Origin of the sequence: Pontiella sp. (genome assembly GCF_041622395.1) — a bacterium.
Lineage (GTDB): Bacteria > Verrucomicrobiota > Kiritimatiellia > Kiritimatiellales > Pontiellaceae > Pontiella.
The window spans coordinates 1-13,506 of record NZ_JBFJYW010000074.1 but is presented as its reverse complement, the minus strand read 5'-3'; the positions used below and the strand labels follow the sequence as shown (position 1 = coordinate 13,506).

The window sequence follows — 13,506 nt, the reverse complement described above, 5'->3', positions numbered from 1 at the left end:
GGATTGGCCCTCTTTCGCGATCTCGACGGGCAACGCCTGCTTTTCCGGATTCTTGGCATAGCGTACACAGATGGCCGCCGCCATTTCAAGTTGCTTTTCGGAGGCATTGGGCGGGACGATGACCAACGGGCTGGGAATGTCCGGGCAGGTGAGGCGGTAGTCCTCCGCATGCGCCTTCTCGTCGAGCAGGTCGTTCTCTTCCTTGCAGGAGCCGACGATGATCTTCACATCGTCGGCCAGCCGTATGTGGCGTCCGGTCGGCAGTAGCCACACATTGGTGCGGTCTTCGTCGGGGCCTTCGTGGTCGAGCAGGTCCTTGAGCTTTTCGCCAAACCGTTGCTCCGTCAGCAAGCAGCCGCCGGCCGGGGCGGGGTAGTCCTCGATGCCGAAATGCTTGGCCAGTTCCATCTGCGGCGTGCGGTTCCGCCCCGAAAAGCGCGGAAGCTCGTCGACGTCGAGCCAGCCCTCGCGAATCGGTTTCGTCGGCGGCAGCAGGCCGGCGCTGAGCGGGCGCACCAACAGATCCTCGAACTTCGAGGCGCGCGCCACCACGCCCAGACTCTGTTTGTTCTGCGACATCGGCCGCTGGGCCAAAACCTCGCCGGTTGCAATGAAGTCGAAGCCCCATTTTTCCATCAACTCCCCCGCGCGCTCGATCATGGTGGCGTGGCAATCGATGCAGGGGTTCATCGCGCCGCCGATGCCGTACTTCGGATGTTGCACGCGGTCGAGAATCTCTTCGGTGAAGTCGACGATGTGCAGCGGTATGCCGAGGGCTTTGGCGGCGGCTTCGGCTTTGTCGGTCCCGAAGAAGGGGCTGTTGTAGACGATGCCTTCGACGTGGATGCCTTGCTCGCGCAAGACGCAAACGGCCAGCTGGCTGTCGAGGCCGCCGGAGAGCAGGGATAGGGCTTTGTATGGTTTGGGCATGGTTAAATCCTGGTTTGTTTGGCGGCGTTGTCTCGTTTTAAAATCCCGATTTTCCACATGGCCGCCAGCGTGCCGACGATCATCAGCGCCGAATAGAACTGGCCCTTGGTGACGGAGCCGAAAAAGAACGCGTTGTTGTCGGGCTCGCGGAAAAACTCCATGGCGATGCGGGCGAAGGCGTAGAGAATCAGATAGCTCGTGCCCAGCGCGCCGGGGCGCTTTCCCCAGCGCGTGCGCCGCAGCAACAGCATGAACCCGAAGACGAGGAAACCCTCCACCGCGGCCTGGTAAAGTTGCGACGGGTGGCGCGGGTGCAACGTCCCGTCGGCGACCATCTGCCGGATGGCCGGGAGGTCGTACTGGCCATAGTGCAGCCCGGCCTCTTGCGGGAAAACCACGGCCCACGGGGCGTCCGTTGCCCGGCCCCACAACTCGCCGTTGACGAAGTTGGCCAGCCGCCCGAACGCAAAGCCGAGCGAGGTGGTGGCCGCCATGTTGTCGGCCAGGTTCAAAAACGAATGGTTGTTCTTTCGCGCATACCACACCAGGAAGAGCACCACGCCGATGAAGCCGCCGTGGCTCGACATGCCGCCGTCCCAGACGCGGAAAACGTACAGCGGGTCCGCGAGAAACGAGTCGAATCCGTAGAAGACGACATAGCCCAGCCGCCCGCCGAGAAAGACGCCGAAAAACGCCAGCAGGACGATGAAGTTGCTCACTTCCTTCTCCGGCACTTCAAACTCGCCGCGCTTCGCCCAGTGGCGCAGCAGCAGGATGCTGGCTATGAAACCCATCAGGTATGAGATGCCGTACCAGCGCAACGCCAGCGGGCCGATGAGCTCAACCAGGATCGGGTTGATGTTGTGGATATAGTAGTTCATGGCGCGGCACTATAGGGATTCGGTCCGCCCGAAACCAAACGAAAAAGCGTTTTCCGTTGCGCCGCATCCATGCCATAAAGAGGCATGGAGCGTTTTGAAATTGCCTTGGCCATGGATTATGCCAACCCCTTCGTCCGCGATGTGGCGGAAGGGGTGGCGCGGTATGCGTTCCAGCAAGGCCGTTGGCGCTTCCATGCCCCGGACGGCGTGCCCGAGGTGGCGCTGGCCGAGCTGAAAAAATGGAAAGGCCACGGGGTCATCGGCATGCTCGATCGCGCGGCCGTCGCCGCGCTCAACAAGCGCGGCATCGCCGGCGTCAACATCTTCGGCCGCTTCCCCGCGCCGCCCCCAACCTCCGTCGTCATCGACAACCGGGAGATTGGCCGGCTGGCCGCCGAATATTTTATCGGCAAAGGCATTCGCCGTTTCGCCATCACGGGCCGCAAGGTGTTCGGCGACGCCACGCTGAAATACGAAGCCTACCAGGCCGCGCTGGCGGCCCGGGGGTTCGGCTGTCTCGAACTCAAGTCGCGACTGGCAATCCAGGATATTGCCGAACAAGTCGCCGGGCTCGCAGGCGATGGCCCGGTTGGGGTGCTCGCCACGGAAGATCCGATGGGGCGGGTGGTGATCGACGCCTGCATCGACGCCGGCCTGCGGGTGCCGGAAGACGTCTGTGTGCTGGGCGTCAACAACGACCGCTTTGCCTGCGAAATGCTGCACCCGCAATTGTCGAGCATCGAACTCGGGGCCGCCCGCGTCGGCTGGCAGGCCGCCCAAATGCTCGACGGGCTCATGAAGGGGGCGGCGCCGCCGAAGGAACCCATCCGCATCTCGCCCGAGCGCATTGTCGAGCGCCACTCGACCGACCTCGTCGCCGTCGGCGACCAGGTGGTTGCCGAAGCCCTGCGCTTTATTCGCGAAAACGCCCACCGCCCGATTCAGGTCGGCGACGTCGCCCGCGCCGCGCACGTCGGCCGCCGCACGCTCGAAAACCGTTTTCGCACCCTGTTGCGGGTCTCCGTCCACGACTCCATCCGCCGCGAGCGCATCCGGCGCGCCTGCCGCCTGCTCAAGGAAACCGACATGCTCGTCGAGGATCTTTCCGAGGCCTGCGGCTATGCCACCCGCGAGCGCTTCAACCAGGCCTTCAAGCAGGAAACCGCCGCAACCCCCTCCGCGTACCGCAAAAAGTTCCGTTTCGTCGGCTGAGTCCGCATTGCGCATATCGGCCGAAGTTATGCGTAAAATACGTATTCACATTTTCGGGGCGGCGCGTATGGTGGCGTTCGTGTTTTCAACCAAGGAGAAACGGTATGGCTAAACTGGAACCGAGGGCGGCGGAGGATTGCCGCTATGACATTCTTTCGCTGGGCGAGGTGATGCTTCGTCTGGATCCGGGCGAAGGCCGCATTCGCACGGCCCGCGAATTCAAGGCATGGGAGGGCGGCGGCGAATACAACGTGGCGCGCGGCCTGCGCCGTTGCTTCGGCCAGCGCGCCGGGGTCGTGACGGCGTTTGCCAAGAACGAAGTCGGCTTGCTGATGGAGGATTTTATCCTGCAGGGCGGGGTGGACACGTCGTTGATCAAATGGGTCGACTACGACGGCATCGGCCGCACGGTGCGCAACGGCATGAACTTCACCGAGCGCGGCTTCGGCATCCGCGGCGCGGTCGGTTGTTCCGACCGCGGCCACACGGCGGCCTCGCAGCTGAAGGTGGGCGACATTGATTGGGACCACGTCTTCGGCACGCTGGGCGTGCGTTGGTTTCATACCGGCGGCATCTTTGCCGCGCTGTCGGAAACCACCGGGCCCGTCGTGATCGAGGCGGCCAAGACCGCCAAGAAATACGGCACCATCGTTTCGTACGACCTCAACTACCGCCCGTCGCTTTGGAAGGGTTTCGGCGGGCTCGAAAAGTGCCGCGAGATCAACCGCGAGATCGCCCGGTATGTCGATGTGATGATCGGCAACGAAGAGGATTTCACCGCCTGCCTCGGCTTTGAAATCGAAGGCGCGGACGAAAACCTGACCGATCTGGAAGTCGGCGCCTTCCAGCGGATGATCCAGAAGGCCGTCGCCGAGTTCCCCAACTTCAAGGCGACCGCCACCACGATGCGCGGCGTGAAAAGCGCGACCGTCAACGACTGGGGCGCCATGTGCTGGGTCGATGGCGAGTTCTACACGTCCACCCATCGTCCGGATCTGGAAATCATGGACCGCGTCGGCGGCGGCGACAGCTTTGCCTCCGGCTTCATCTACGGCATGATGATCCTGCAGGATCCGGGCAAGGCCATTGAATACGGCGCGGCGCATGGAGCGCTCGCGATGACCACGCCGGGCGACACCACCATGGCCTCGCTCGCCGAAGTTGAAAAAATCGTCGCCGGCGCCGGCGCACGGGTTGACCGCTAATAAGGAGAATAAGCATGTTGAACGAATTGTTGAAACGCCCGGTGATTCCGGTGATTGTGATCGAAGATGCAAATGATGCCGTTCCGCTGGCGGAAGCGCTGCTGGCCGGCGGCATGGACGTGATCGAAGTAACCTGCCGCACGGCGGCCGCGCCCCAGGCGCTGGCCAACATCAAGAAGGCGTTTCCGGAAATGCTGCTCGGCGCCGGCACGGTCGTGACGCCGGACCAAGCCAAGATGTGCATCGATACGGGCGTCAGCTTCGGCCTTGCGCCGGGGTTGAATCCCGATACCGTCGAATTCTTCCAGGAAAACGGCACGCTCTTCATTCCGGGCATCATGACGCCGTCGGAGATCGAAGCGGGGCTGGCGATGGGCTGCAAGCTGCTCAAGTTTTTCCCGGCCGGAGCCGCGGGCGGCGTGAATATGCTCAAGAACCTCGGCGCGCCGTATGGTCCGCTCGGGGTCCGGTTTTGCCCGACGGGCGGGCTGAGCCTCGACAACATGAACGACTACCTGTCGCTGCCGATCGTCAGCGCCATTGGCGGCTCGTGGTTGGCCACCAAGCAGCAGATTGCCGACAAGCAGTGGGATGTCATCACCGCCCAGGTGAAGGATGCGTTGGCCAAGGCGAGCGAAGCGTAGCTTCGAACGCCGCGGGCGTTCGATCCTTATTCGAACGCCTTTTTGAAGGCTTCGAATTGTTTTTTGAGGTCGGCGACTTCCTGGCGGAGGTCGCCGACTTCGTATTCCAGGGTCTGGATGCGTTCGATTCGGCTCGGCCCCGCTTGGACGTCCACGGCGCCGGCCACGATTTCCGGTTGTTCCTCCACGATTTCCGGTTCGCCGCCGAAGAGGTGCGCCCAGCGGCGCTCGCGCTTGCCGGGTTGGCGCGGCAGTTGTACGACGAAACAGCCGTCTTCGTGGTTCTTGAGCTCATCGAGGATCAGCTCAACCTCGTTGGAGTCGGTCAACGCATGCAGGCGCGAGGAATGCGCCCGCAAATCGCCGGGGGTCTGCGGGCCGCGGATGAGCAGCTCGCAAAGGATGGCCATTTGGGAGAGGGAGAAGCATCCGAGCTCGCTAAGGTTGTGGCGGTATTTCATCACCCGGCTGCCGCTGACCGAAACCTCGACCGCCAGCTTGTGCTCCATCCGCAGTTCGTAAAGCGTGTGCTCGACGGTTGCCGTATCGAGTTCCATGACGGGGTGGCGATTGCTCTTTTGGTTGCAGGCATTTACCAGTGCGTTGAGGGTGAGCGGGTAGTATTCCGGGGTCGACATCTCTTTTTCGATCAGGCACCCCAGAACGCGCTGTTCGATCGGGTTTAATTCTACGTCCATCGCGATCTCCTTTTGAAAGAAAACCATACTAGCCAAACGCCGCCCGAATGCGATTCATTTTCCCGCCGAACCAAGGCGCAGAATCCAGCGCTGGCGGCGCGCGGTTGGGGGCGGGGCGGAAAGGTAATTCTAGAAAGGTGTTGAAAAACGGGCCTCAACGACGTTCATTGGTCATACATTGTCTACAAAATCAGGAGCAGGAGCACCATGAAGAATAAAATCGTTGCAGGGGCCGTGTTGTTGGCCGGGATCGCCGTTGCGGAGCGGCCGAATATCGTTTGGATCTTTTCCGACGACCATTCGTACCAGACGATCGGCGCCTATGGCGGACGGTTGAAGGATTTGAACCTGTCGCCGAACCTCGACAAAATCGCGGCGGAGGGCATGCGGTTCGATCGCGCCTACGTCGGCAACTCGATCTGTGCGCCGAGCCGCGCCACGTTGCTGACGGGCAAGCACAGCCACATGAATGGAAAGCTGGACAACGTCGATCCGTTCAACCACGACCAGCAGCAGTTCCAGAAGATTCTCCAGAAGAACGGCTATCAAACCGTGATGATCGGCAAGATTCACCTGTACGGCAAGATGCAGGGCTTCGACTACTGGGAAGTGCTGCCCGGGCAGGGCAACTACGATGACCCGGTCTTCATCACGGAGCAGGGCAAAACCACCTATCCCGGGCGCTATGTGACCGACGTCATTACCGAGCGCGCGCTGAGCTGGCTCGAGAACGATCGCGACCAGGAGAAGCCCTTCATGCTGATGATCCACCACAAGGCGCCGCACCGCAACTGGATCCCGGCGGCCGAGGACATGGAGCGTTACGAGGATATCGAAATTCCGGAACCGGATAACCTGTTCGACGACTATTCGACGCGCGGCGCGGCGGCGCACGGGCAGGCCATGGAAATCGACCGCCATTTGATCGTGGGCCACGACCTCAAGATCAACGACAAGGAGTGGTACGGCGATCCGAAGAAATCGAGCTGGTCCAAGCATTATTTCGAGGATCCGCGTTTCGCCAAGCGTTCGGCGGCGTTCAATGCGAACCCGCCCACGGGCAAGGATTTGGTCAAATGGAAGTATCAGACCTACATGAAAGACTACCTGCGCTGCACCTGGGCGGTCGACGAGAGCATCGGGGAAGTGGTCGAAGCGCTCGATAAGCTGGGGCTGTCCGACAACACGATCGTGATGTACTCATCCGACCAGGGCTTCTACATGGGCGAACACGGGTGGTTCGACAAGCGGTTCATGTATGAAGAATCGTTCCGCACGCCGTTCATCGCAAAATGGCCGGGCAAAATCAAACCCGGTTCCGTGAACACGGACCTGGTGCAGAACATCGACTTTGCCGAGACCTTCCTCGATCTGGCCGGGGCGCCGATTCCCGACGATATGCAGGGGAAGAGCCTGGTTCCGCTGCTCCAGGGCGAGACCCCCAAGGATTGGCGCGATGCGCTCTACTACCACTACTACGAATATCCCGGCCCGCACGGCGTGCGCCGCCACGAAGGCGTCTTCGATGGCCGCTGGAAGCTGATCCGCTTCTACGGCAAGAATGTGCCCGACGGCGAGGAGTGGGAACTCTTCGACCTGAAGAACGATCCGACCGAAATGAACAACATTTACGCAAACCCCGAAAGCAAGGCCCAGATCGAGGCGATGAAGAAGAAGCTCGAACGCCTGAAAGCGCAATACGAGGTGCCGGAAGACACCGCCGGCGCCGAAGCGGCAAAATAAGAAAAACCGCTCGCCGGACGGCGTGATCCGGACCCATGGCAAATCCAAATGCACGACCGTGCATTTGGATTTTCCTTTTGCCGGGGGCAAGGGGGCATATTTCGATTGATCCGGCGGGCGAAAACCTTTTGTATCCACCCATTCACGAAAAACTACGCATGTTGGAGAAAAATGGATTTATTACGAATTGCCGACACCCTCGACGCCGAGCTGATCTATGGCCCGGCCGGCTGGGAAAAGATCAACGTTGAAACGGTTTTTGCATCGGACCTGATGAGTGATGTCCTGATGAGCGACCGCGACGATTTATTGGTGCTGACCTCGCTCTCGAACGAGCAGGCCATTCGATCGGCGGGCATCGTCGGGTCGGAGGCGGTAGTGATCGCCAACAACAAGACGGTGACCGATGGCATGGTCGATTTGGCCAAGGACCAGGGCATTGCGTTGTTCTGCACCCGTTTCCCGAAATATGAATCGTGTGTCCGTTTGGGGCGCATCATGGAGCCCTGATGGAAGGCGAGCAAAAAGAGCCGCTCCAATCTTCCCTGCGCGTCCAGGAACTGATCTACGGACTGCGCATCAGCGAGGTCATGACCAGCAAGGTCTTTGCGGTGTCCCGCAACTGCACGATGCGCGACGTGCAGACCATCATGAAAAACAACTCCATCACCGGGGTTCCCGTCGTCGGCAACAAGCGCGTGGTTGGCATCATTACGATGAACGACCTGATGAATGCGCTGGAGCAAGGGGCGATGGAGGAAAACGTGACGAAGTGGATGGTGGGCGAGGTGCAGACCTTGGCCGAAGAGATGCCGCTTTCGTTTGCCATTTCCGCCTTCGGCAAGTTTTCTTTCCGCCAGTTTCCGGTGGTGAACAAGAAAAACGAGCTGACGGGCATCATCACCTTCCGCAACATCAACCACGCCCTGATCCGCGAACTTTCGCGCCAACTGCGCGAAATGGAACAGCAGCACGAGAATCCGCACGAGCAGGAATCGGTGCGGCTGAACAAGGTGTACCAGCTCCACCGCTACGATTTCGAAAACGGCGGCAAGGCCTCCAGCGAGATCAAGAAATTCCTGAAGCAACGCGGGATTTCCTCCAAGGTGGTGCGCCGCGTTGCGGTGGCCAGCTACGAGCTGGAGATCAACCTCGTGGCCCATTCGATCGGCGGCATGCTCGGGTTCGACATCAACGAGAAGCGCGTCAAGATTTCCGCGCACGACCGCGGGCCGGGCATCGCGGACATCGAGCAGGCGATGACCGAAGGGTTTTCGACGGCCAACGAATGGATCCGTTCGCAGGGCTTCGGCGCCGGGATGGGCCTGCCCAACGTCAAGCGGGTTTCCGACGAATTTGCCATCGAATCCGCCGTCGGCATGGGGACCATGGTCCAGGCGATCATCCATTTGAATAAGGAGAGCGAAAATGAAGGTTAGCGAAATCGAATCCCTTGGCACGTTCACTTGTCTGCAAGGCGAGTATGAAGATGCCGAAATCCAGGCCGGCTACACCTCCGACCTGCTCAGCGACGTGATGGGCAATGCGGCGGAAGGATCCGTGCTGATCACCATCCAGGCGCATAAGAACACGGTGGCGGTTTCCTCGTTGGCGGGCGTGGTGGCCATCATTATTTGCAACAACCGGCCTGCCGCCGACGACATGATCGAGGCCGCCCGCAGCGAGGGCATCGCCATTTTCAAAACCTCCGGAAACCAGTTCGACACTTCCGCACTCTTCGCCCAGCATCTCGGCGGCTGTCCCGCCCGCTAGGAGGGGCCATGCTCTACCGGGCGGATTTCCACATCCATAGTTGCCTGTCTCCGTGCGCGTCGTTGGAGATGTCGCCGATCGCAATTGTTCAGCGGGCCCGCGAAGTCGGGCTGAACGCCATTGCGCTCTCCGACCACAACTGCGCGTTCAATCTGCCCGGCTTTGCCAAAATCTGCGCGCGCGAAGGGATGGCGTGCCTCTACGGGATGGAGGTCACCACGGTCGAGGAGGCGCATATGCTGTGCCTGTTCGATCGTCTGGAAAACGCGATGGAGCTGGGGGCGATGGTCTACGACAGTCTTCCCGACATTCCGAACCGGCCCGAAAAGTTCGGCGATCAACCGATCATCGACGAGAACGAGGAAATTCTCGGGTTTGCCGAAAAATTCCTGATCAGCGCCTCCGGGTTCGACATCGGCTCGTTGCTGGAGCAGGTGCATGCGCTCGACGGACTCTTCGTGCCGGCGCATATCGACCGGTCGGTCTACGGCGTCATCGCCCAGCTGGGATTTCTCCCCGATGAGCCGTTCGATGCGGTGGAGCTGACCGCCTACGGCGACCCGGCGCTGGCGCTCGATTATCCGATCATCCGCAATTCCGACTCCCACATGCTCAATACCCTCGGCGGCGCCTGCACCGAGTTCGAGATCGACGCGCTAACGGTGGCGAACCTCCGCGCCCAGCTGAACCCGGCATAAACGAACGGGTTGTCCATGCCGACGGGGTTCGGACTGTTTTTTGTTGAGTAGGGCGGCCGTCGCGTTCATTGTGCCAACCTGTTTGAATTTTAACGGAGGATATCCCCATGAAGACCACGCTGCTTTGCATCGTCGCGCTTGTTCTGGTTTCGGTTTCGTCGGAGGCCAAGCTGAAGGTGTTGATTATGGACGGCCAAAACAACCACGCCGTCTGGCCGAAAGCCACGATCATGATGAAACAGTATCTCGAGGATTCGGGGCTCTTCGACGTGGAGCTCGCCCGCACGAAATACACCTGGAAAGGCGGCCGCGAAAAGGCCTATCTCGACCTGGCCGGCCTCCCCGGCGAGGATTTGCCGAAAGCGAAGAGCGATCCGGATTTTTCGCCCGACTTCACGCAATATGATTTGGTGGTTAACAACCTGGGCTACAACGCGGCGCCGCTGTCGGAAGCCACGAAAGCGGCCTTCGAAACCTACATGCAAAACGGCGGCGGTCTCGTCGTGGTGCATGCCGCCGACAATTGCTGGGGCGAGTGGGAGCAATACAACAAGATGATCGGCGTTGGCGGTTGGGGCGGTCGCACGGAACAGCATGGCCCCTACGTCTACATCGACGACGCGGGCGAAACCGTCCGCGACCTGTCGCCGGGCAAAGCCGGTACGCATGGACGGCAACACGAATTTCCGATCACGGTCCGCGCCCCGGAGCATCCGGTCATGAAAGGGCTGCCGGCCGTCTGGTTGACGGCCGTCGACGAATGCTACGCCAAACTGCGCGGCCCCGCCGAAAACATGACCATCCTCGCCACGGGCGAAGACCAGACCGTTGCCGAGCGCAAGGGGCAGCATCAGCCGGCGCTGATCGCCATCGATTACGGCCAGGGACGCTGTTTCCACACCATTCTCGGCCACGATACGCCGGCCTACGAAGGGGTCAGCTTCATCGTAACGTTCCTGCGCGGTTGCGAGTGGGCGGCGACCGGCGCGGTGACCCAGCCGGTGCCGGCCGATTTTCCGTCGGTGGAAAAAACCACCGCCCGCCCGTTTGTTTTGGCGGCCGCGGAAAACGGATAGCCGTTGGCAACCGTTTTGCTTATTAGAGCGTTTTGGTTTGGAATTCCTGGGAATAAGGGGAACGGATGAATTTGCGATTGCTTGGGTTTTTGGCGGGATTTGCGTTTTCGGCATCGGGGGGCTTTGCGGCACCGGTTGAGTACGATTTCAACGGGTTCGCCGACGGCCCCATCGACGGCCAGCAGGGCTGGGACGTCTACAACAAGGTGCAGGATTCCTCCGCGATGTCGATCATGGACGAGGTGGGAGCCCAGGGGGTTCCGGGCGACAAGGCGTTGGTGCTGCAAACGTCCGAAACCGCCATTCGTTGCGTGAGCGGGGAACCCGTTCGTTGGCTTCCGGGAACCACCTTGACGGCCGAGTTCGATTTCAAGCTGGGCGTTGATGCGGCATATCCCACCCGCAACATGCCGATCATGGAGTTTGTGTTCGGCAATTCGTTCCTGAGTGAAAAGGCCCGCTGGAGCATTGTGCTCGAGGCGATGCCGGGCGGCGACTGGAACCTGACGAGCTCCATGCCCGGCAGTGCGCCGGTCAGGATATACGGCGAAAATCTCTTGGTTCGCCCGGCGAGCGATGTGGCGCTTTCGGAGTGGTTCGTGTTCAAGCTCGTCGTCAAAAAACTATCGACTCCCGATGCGTTCGAGACCCGCGCCCAGATCTGCGATACCAAGGGGAAGGTCCTGGCAACGCTCGCGTTTGCAACCGAGGGCAAGGACAAGGTCACCCAGTCCATGTGGAGCCTTCCGCGCGTCCATGCCGGCTTCCACGTCCACCGCGAGATTCAAGGGCTGGCGGTCGTCGATAATCTGCGCTTTTCTTCGGCAAACTAAGCCGCCGCGTTTGAATTGCCTTGACTCGCTCCACTGTTTTCCAATGATTGCCGCCTTTGTACACGGATTCAAATCCTAGGGAAGGAGCGTATTTCATGCTGGCAGGTGGAGGAGTCATCAAATTGGCGATGTCGAGGCGCGGGTTCAGGCACCGCCGCTCGGAGGATCAATTCACGATCCGCGGCGAGTATGCGCGCAACCTGCAGTTTGTCTATGCGAAGGAATACGATACGCGAAGCGGCCTCGTGGTCGATCTGGTCTATTTTTCCGTCGATGTCCTGTCGGAAAAGCTGGTGATTGGCCTCTATCGCGAAAACCCCACCATTGAAAACGGAATCTACATCAACGCCTCGCGGTCGTTGGACCTCAAACAGTTCGGCGCGGACACCGTGGAACGCGAACTCGATAAATTGGTCACGCCCGTGAAGGATCGCCTTAAATAACCGGAGAAATAGCATGAATCATGAAGCCCTCTTTGCCGACCGCATCGGCGGAACCCAGTTCGGCAAATCGACCGAAATCTACAAGTTTGAAAAGATCAAGCGCGCCAAGGCCAAGGCCCGTGCCCAGCAGCCCGATCTCGAGATCCTCGACTTCGGCGTCGGCGAGCCCGACCAGATGGCCCCGGCCCCGATCCGCGAGGCGCTCAAGGTCGAGTGCGACAAGCCGGAAAACCGCGGCTACGCGGATAACGGCGGCCCCGAATTCAAGGCCGCCGCCGCCACCTACATGAAGGAATTCTTCGGCGTCGAACTCGATCCGGCCACCGAGATCAACCACAGTATCGGCACCAAGCCCGCGCTGGCCATGTTGCCGCTGGCCTTCGTCAACCCCGGCGACGTCGTCTTCCAGACCGTTCCCGGCTACCCGGTCATGGCCACGCACTCCAAATACCTGGGGGCCCAAGTCGTCGATATCCCGTTGCTCGAAGAGAACGCCTTCCTGCCGGATCTCTCCAAGATCGACCCGACGCTGGCCGACCGCTGCAAGCTCTTTTACATCAACTATCCGAACAACCCGACCGGGGCCGTCGCGACGCCGGCGTTCTACGACGAGCTGATCGCGTTCGCCAAGAAACACAACATCCTGATCATCCAGGACGCGCCCTATTCCACGTTGGTCTACGACGGCGAACGCACTTCGCTGCTCCAGCGCCCCGGCGCAAAGGAATGCACCCTCGAACTGCACTCCATGTCCAAGGCCTACAACATGACCGGTTGGCGCCTGGCCTTCTTCTGCGGCGCAAGTTGGGCCGTCAACGCCCTCGCAACCGTCAAGGACAACTGCGACAGCGGCCAGTTCAAGGCCATTCAGAAGGCCGCCTGCGCCGGCATCGCCGACAAGAGCCTGGCCGACGGCATCCGCGACCACTATGAAAAGCGCCTGCGGCGTCTCGTCGAGATCCTTTGCGAAGTCGGCTTCGATGCCAAAATGCCCGGCGGCACCTTCTTCCTCTACACCAAGGCCCCCAAGGGCGCCGGCGAAACCACCTTCGCCAACGCCGAGGAAGCGTCGCTTTACCTCATCGAAAAATTCGGCATCTCCACGGTTCCGTGGGACAACACCGGCCCGTTCATCCGCTTCGGCGCCGTGTTCGAATCCGCCGGCGAAGCGGACGACGAGCGCGTGCTGAACGAACTCGCCGCTCGGCTGAAAAAAGCCGACCTGAAATTCTAGGCGGGTAACGGAGCGAATGCGAAAGGCGGGATGGTTTCCATCCCGCCTTTTTTTATGCGGTTTGGAGCGGCACCACCTTGAGTCGGGTTTGGCAGCTTGCGCAGGTAATTCCGAACGGAGCGTTCCCCTTGAAGGC

General features: G+C 60.7%; 15 protein-coding genes. 12 read left to right on the top strand and 3 right to left on the bottom strand.

Translation table 11 applies throughout. The features are described 5' to 3' along the window. Together ABYO54_RS06160 and lgt are read right to left on the bottom strand one after the other, a co-directional pair. Positions 1 to 930: tRNA 4-thiouridine(8) synthase ThiI (locus ABYO54_RS06160; protein ID WP_372807368.1), on the bottom strand; the 930-nt coding region annotated here is incomplete at its 3' end. 2 nt (positions 931 to 932) lie between these two features. After that, positions 933 to 1,811, bottom strand: coding sequence for a prolipoprotein diacylglyceryl transferase (gene lgt, locus ABYO54_RS06155; RefSeq protein WP_372807367.1), 879 nt, complete (start codon positions 1,809 to 1,811; stop codon positions 933 to 935). Between the two features lie 84 nt (positions 1,812 to 1,895). On the opposite strand from lgt, the gene ABYO54_RS06150 reads away from it, so the two are divergent. The 3 genes from ABYO54_RS06150 (at position 1,896) to eda (ending at position 4,872) form a co-directional block, all read left to right on the top strand. After that, entirely contained in the window at positions 1,896 to 3,023 is a 1,128-nt protein-coding gene (locus ABYO54_RS06150) for a substrate-binding domain-containing protein (protein WP_372807366.1), read from the top strand. 104 nt (positions 3,024 to 3,127) lie between these two features. Then, on the top strand, positions 3,128 to 4,228 hold the full coding sequence (locus ABYO54_RS06145) for a PfkB family carbohydrate kinase (protein ID WP_372807365.1): 1,101 nt from the start codon (positions 3,128 to 3,130) through the stop codon (positions 4,226 to 4,228). A gap of 14 nt (positions 4,229 to 4,242) precedes the next feature. Further along, positions 4,243 to 4,872, top strand: coding sequence for a bifunctional 4-hydroxy-2-oxoglutarate aldolase/2-dehydro-3-deoxy-phosphogluconate aldolase (gene eda / locus ABYO54_RS06140; protein WP_372807364.1), 630 nt, complete (start codon positions 4,243 to 4,245; stop codon positions 4,870 to 4,872). Between the two features lie 26 nt (positions 4,873 to 4,898). Here eda and ABYO54_RS06135 read toward each other — a convergent pair whose 3' ends face one another. After that, positions 4,899 to 5,570 (bottom strand): YceH family protein, encoded by a 672-nt coding sequence (locus ABYO54_RS06135; RefSeq protein WP_372807363.1) that lies wholly within the window; start codon positions 5,568 to 5,570, stop codon positions 4,899 to 4,901. Positions 5,571 to 5,777: 207 nt separating this feature from the next. Here ABYO54_RS06135 and ABYO54_RS06130 point away from each other — a divergent pair, with 207 nt between their 5' ends. The 9 genes from ABYO54_RS06130 (at position 5,778) to ABYO54_RS06090 (ending at position 13,370) form a co-directional block, all read left to right on the top strand. Next, a complete protein-coding gene (locus ABYO54_RS06130) occupies positions 5,778 to 7,313 on the top strand; it encodes a sulfatase (protein WP_372807362.1) in 1,536 nt (511 codons plus the stop codon). 171 nt (positions 7,314 to 7,484) lie between these two features. After that, a complete protein-coding gene (locus tag ABYO54_RS06125) occupies positions 7,485 to 7,823 on the top strand; it encodes a hypothetical protein (protein ID WP_372807361.1) in 339 nt (112 codons plus the stop codon). After that, a complete protein-coding gene (locus tag ABYO54_RS06120; protein WP_372807360.1) occupies positions 7,823 to 8,752 on the top strand; it encodes a CBS domain-containing protein in 930 nt (309 codons plus the stop codon). Before ABYO54_RS06125 ends, ABYO54_RS06120 begins: the two co-directional genes overlap by 1 nt. Further along, the gene (locus tag ABYO54_RS06115) at positions 8,742 to 9,086 is read left to right on the top strand and encodes an iron-sulfur binding hydrogenase (RefSeq protein ID WP_372807359.1); all 345 of its coding nucleotides are present in this window, start codon (positions 8,742 to 8,744) and stop codon (positions 9,084 to 9,086) included. The genes ABYO54_RS06120 and ABYO54_RS06115 overlap by 11 nt, the downstream gene beginning before the upstream one ends. Positions 9,087 to 9,094: 8 nt before the next feature. Then, the gene (locus tag ABYO54_RS06110) at positions 9,095 to 9,784 is read left to right on the top strand and encodes a PHP domain-containing protein (RefSeq protein WP_372807358.1); all 690 of its coding nucleotides are present in this window, start codon (positions 9,095 to 9,097) and stop codon (positions 9,782 to 9,784) included. Between the two features lie 107 nt (positions 9,785 to 9,891). Then, a complete protein-coding gene (locus ABYO54_RS06105; RefSeq protein WP_372807357.1) occupies positions 9,892 to 10,860 on the top strand; it encodes a ThuA domain-containing protein in 969 nt (322 codons plus the stop codon). Positions 10,861 to 10,925: 65 nt separating this feature from the next. Then, positions 10,926 to 11,693: a hypothetical protein gene (locus tag ABYO54_RS06100; RefSeq protein WP_372807356.1), complete on the top strand. Its 768-nt coding sequence runs from the start codon at positions 10,926 to 10,928 to the stop codon at positions 11,691 to 11,693. 95 nt (positions 11,694 to 11,788) lie between these two features. After that, on the top strand, positions 11,789 to 12,136 hold the full coding sequence (locus ABYO54_RS06095) for a hypothetical protein (protein ID WP_372807355.1): 348 nt from the start codon (positions 11,789 to 11,791) through the stop codon (positions 12,134 to 12,136). A gap of 13 nt (positions 12,137 to 12,149) precedes the next feature. Continuing rightward, positions 12,150 to 13,370, top strand: a complete 1,221-nt coding sequence (locus tag ABYO54_RS06090; protein ID WP_372807354.1) for an aminotransferase class I/II-fold pyridoxal phosphate-dependent enzyme — start codon at positions 12,150 to 12,152, stop codon at positions 13,368 to 13,370. The last annotated feature ends 136 nt before the right edge of the window (positions 13,371 to 13,506 follow it).

Excerpts from the sequence above, each read along its gene's own strand:
- lgt (WP_372807367.1), bottom strand. The coding sequence starts at position 1,811 with ATGAACTACTATATCCACAACATCAACCCGATCCTGGTTGAGCTCATC.
- ABYO54_RS06150 (WP_372807366.1), top strand. The coding sequence starts at position 1,896 with ATGGAGCGTTTTGAAATTGCCTTGGCCATGGATTATGCCAACCCCTTC.
- ABYO54_RS06145 (WP_372807365.1), top strand. The coding sequence starts at position 3,128 with ATGGCTAAACTGGAACCGAGGGCGGCGGAGGATTGCCGCTATGACATT.
- eda (WP_372807364.1), top strand. The coding sequence starts at position 4,243 with ATGTTGAACGAATTGTTGAAACGCCCGGTGATTCCGGTGATTGTGATC.
- ABYO54_RS06135 (WP_372807363.1), bottom strand. The coding sequence starts at position 5,570 with ATGGACGTAGAATTAAACCCGATCGAACAGCGCGTTCTGGGGTGCCTG.
- ABYO54_RS06130 (WP_372807362.1), top strand. The coding sequence starts at position 5,778 with ATGAAGAATAAAATCGTTGCAGGGGCCGTGTTGTTGGCCGGGATCGCC.
- ABYO54_RS06125 (WP_372807361.1), top strand. The coding sequence starts at position 7,485 with ATGGATTTATTACGAATTGCCGACACCCTCGACGCCGAGCTGATCTAT.
- ABYO54_RS06120 (WP_372807360.1), top strand. The coding sequence starts at position 7,823 with ATGGAAGGCGAGCAAAAAGAGCCGCTCCAATCTTCCCTGCGCGTCCAG.
- ABYO54_RS06115 (WP_372807359.1), top strand. The coding sequence starts at position 8,742 with ATGAAGGTTAGCGAAATCGAATCCCTTGGCACGTTCACTTGTCTGCAA.
- ABYO54_RS06110 (WP_372807358.1), top strand. The coding sequence starts at position 9,095 with ATGCTCTACCGGGCGGATTTCCACATCCATAGTTGCCTGTCTCCGTGC.
- ABYO54_RS06105 (WP_372807357.1), top strand. The coding sequence starts at position 9,892 with ATGAAGACCACGCTGCTTTGCATCGTCGCGCTTGTTCTGGTTTCGGTT.
- ABYO54_RS06100 (WP_372807356.1), top strand. The coding sequence starts at position 10,926 with ATGAATTTGCGATTGCTTGGGTTTTTGGCGGGATTTGCGTTTTCGGCA.
- ABYO54_RS06095 (WP_372807355.1), top strand. The coding sequence starts at position 11,789 with ATGCTGGCAGGTGGAGGAGTCATCAAATTGGCGATGTCGAGGCGCGGG.
- ABYO54_RS06090 (WP_372807354.1), top strand. The coding sequence starts at position 12,150 with ATGAATCATGAAGCCCTCTTTGCCGACCGCATCGGCGGAACCCAGTTC.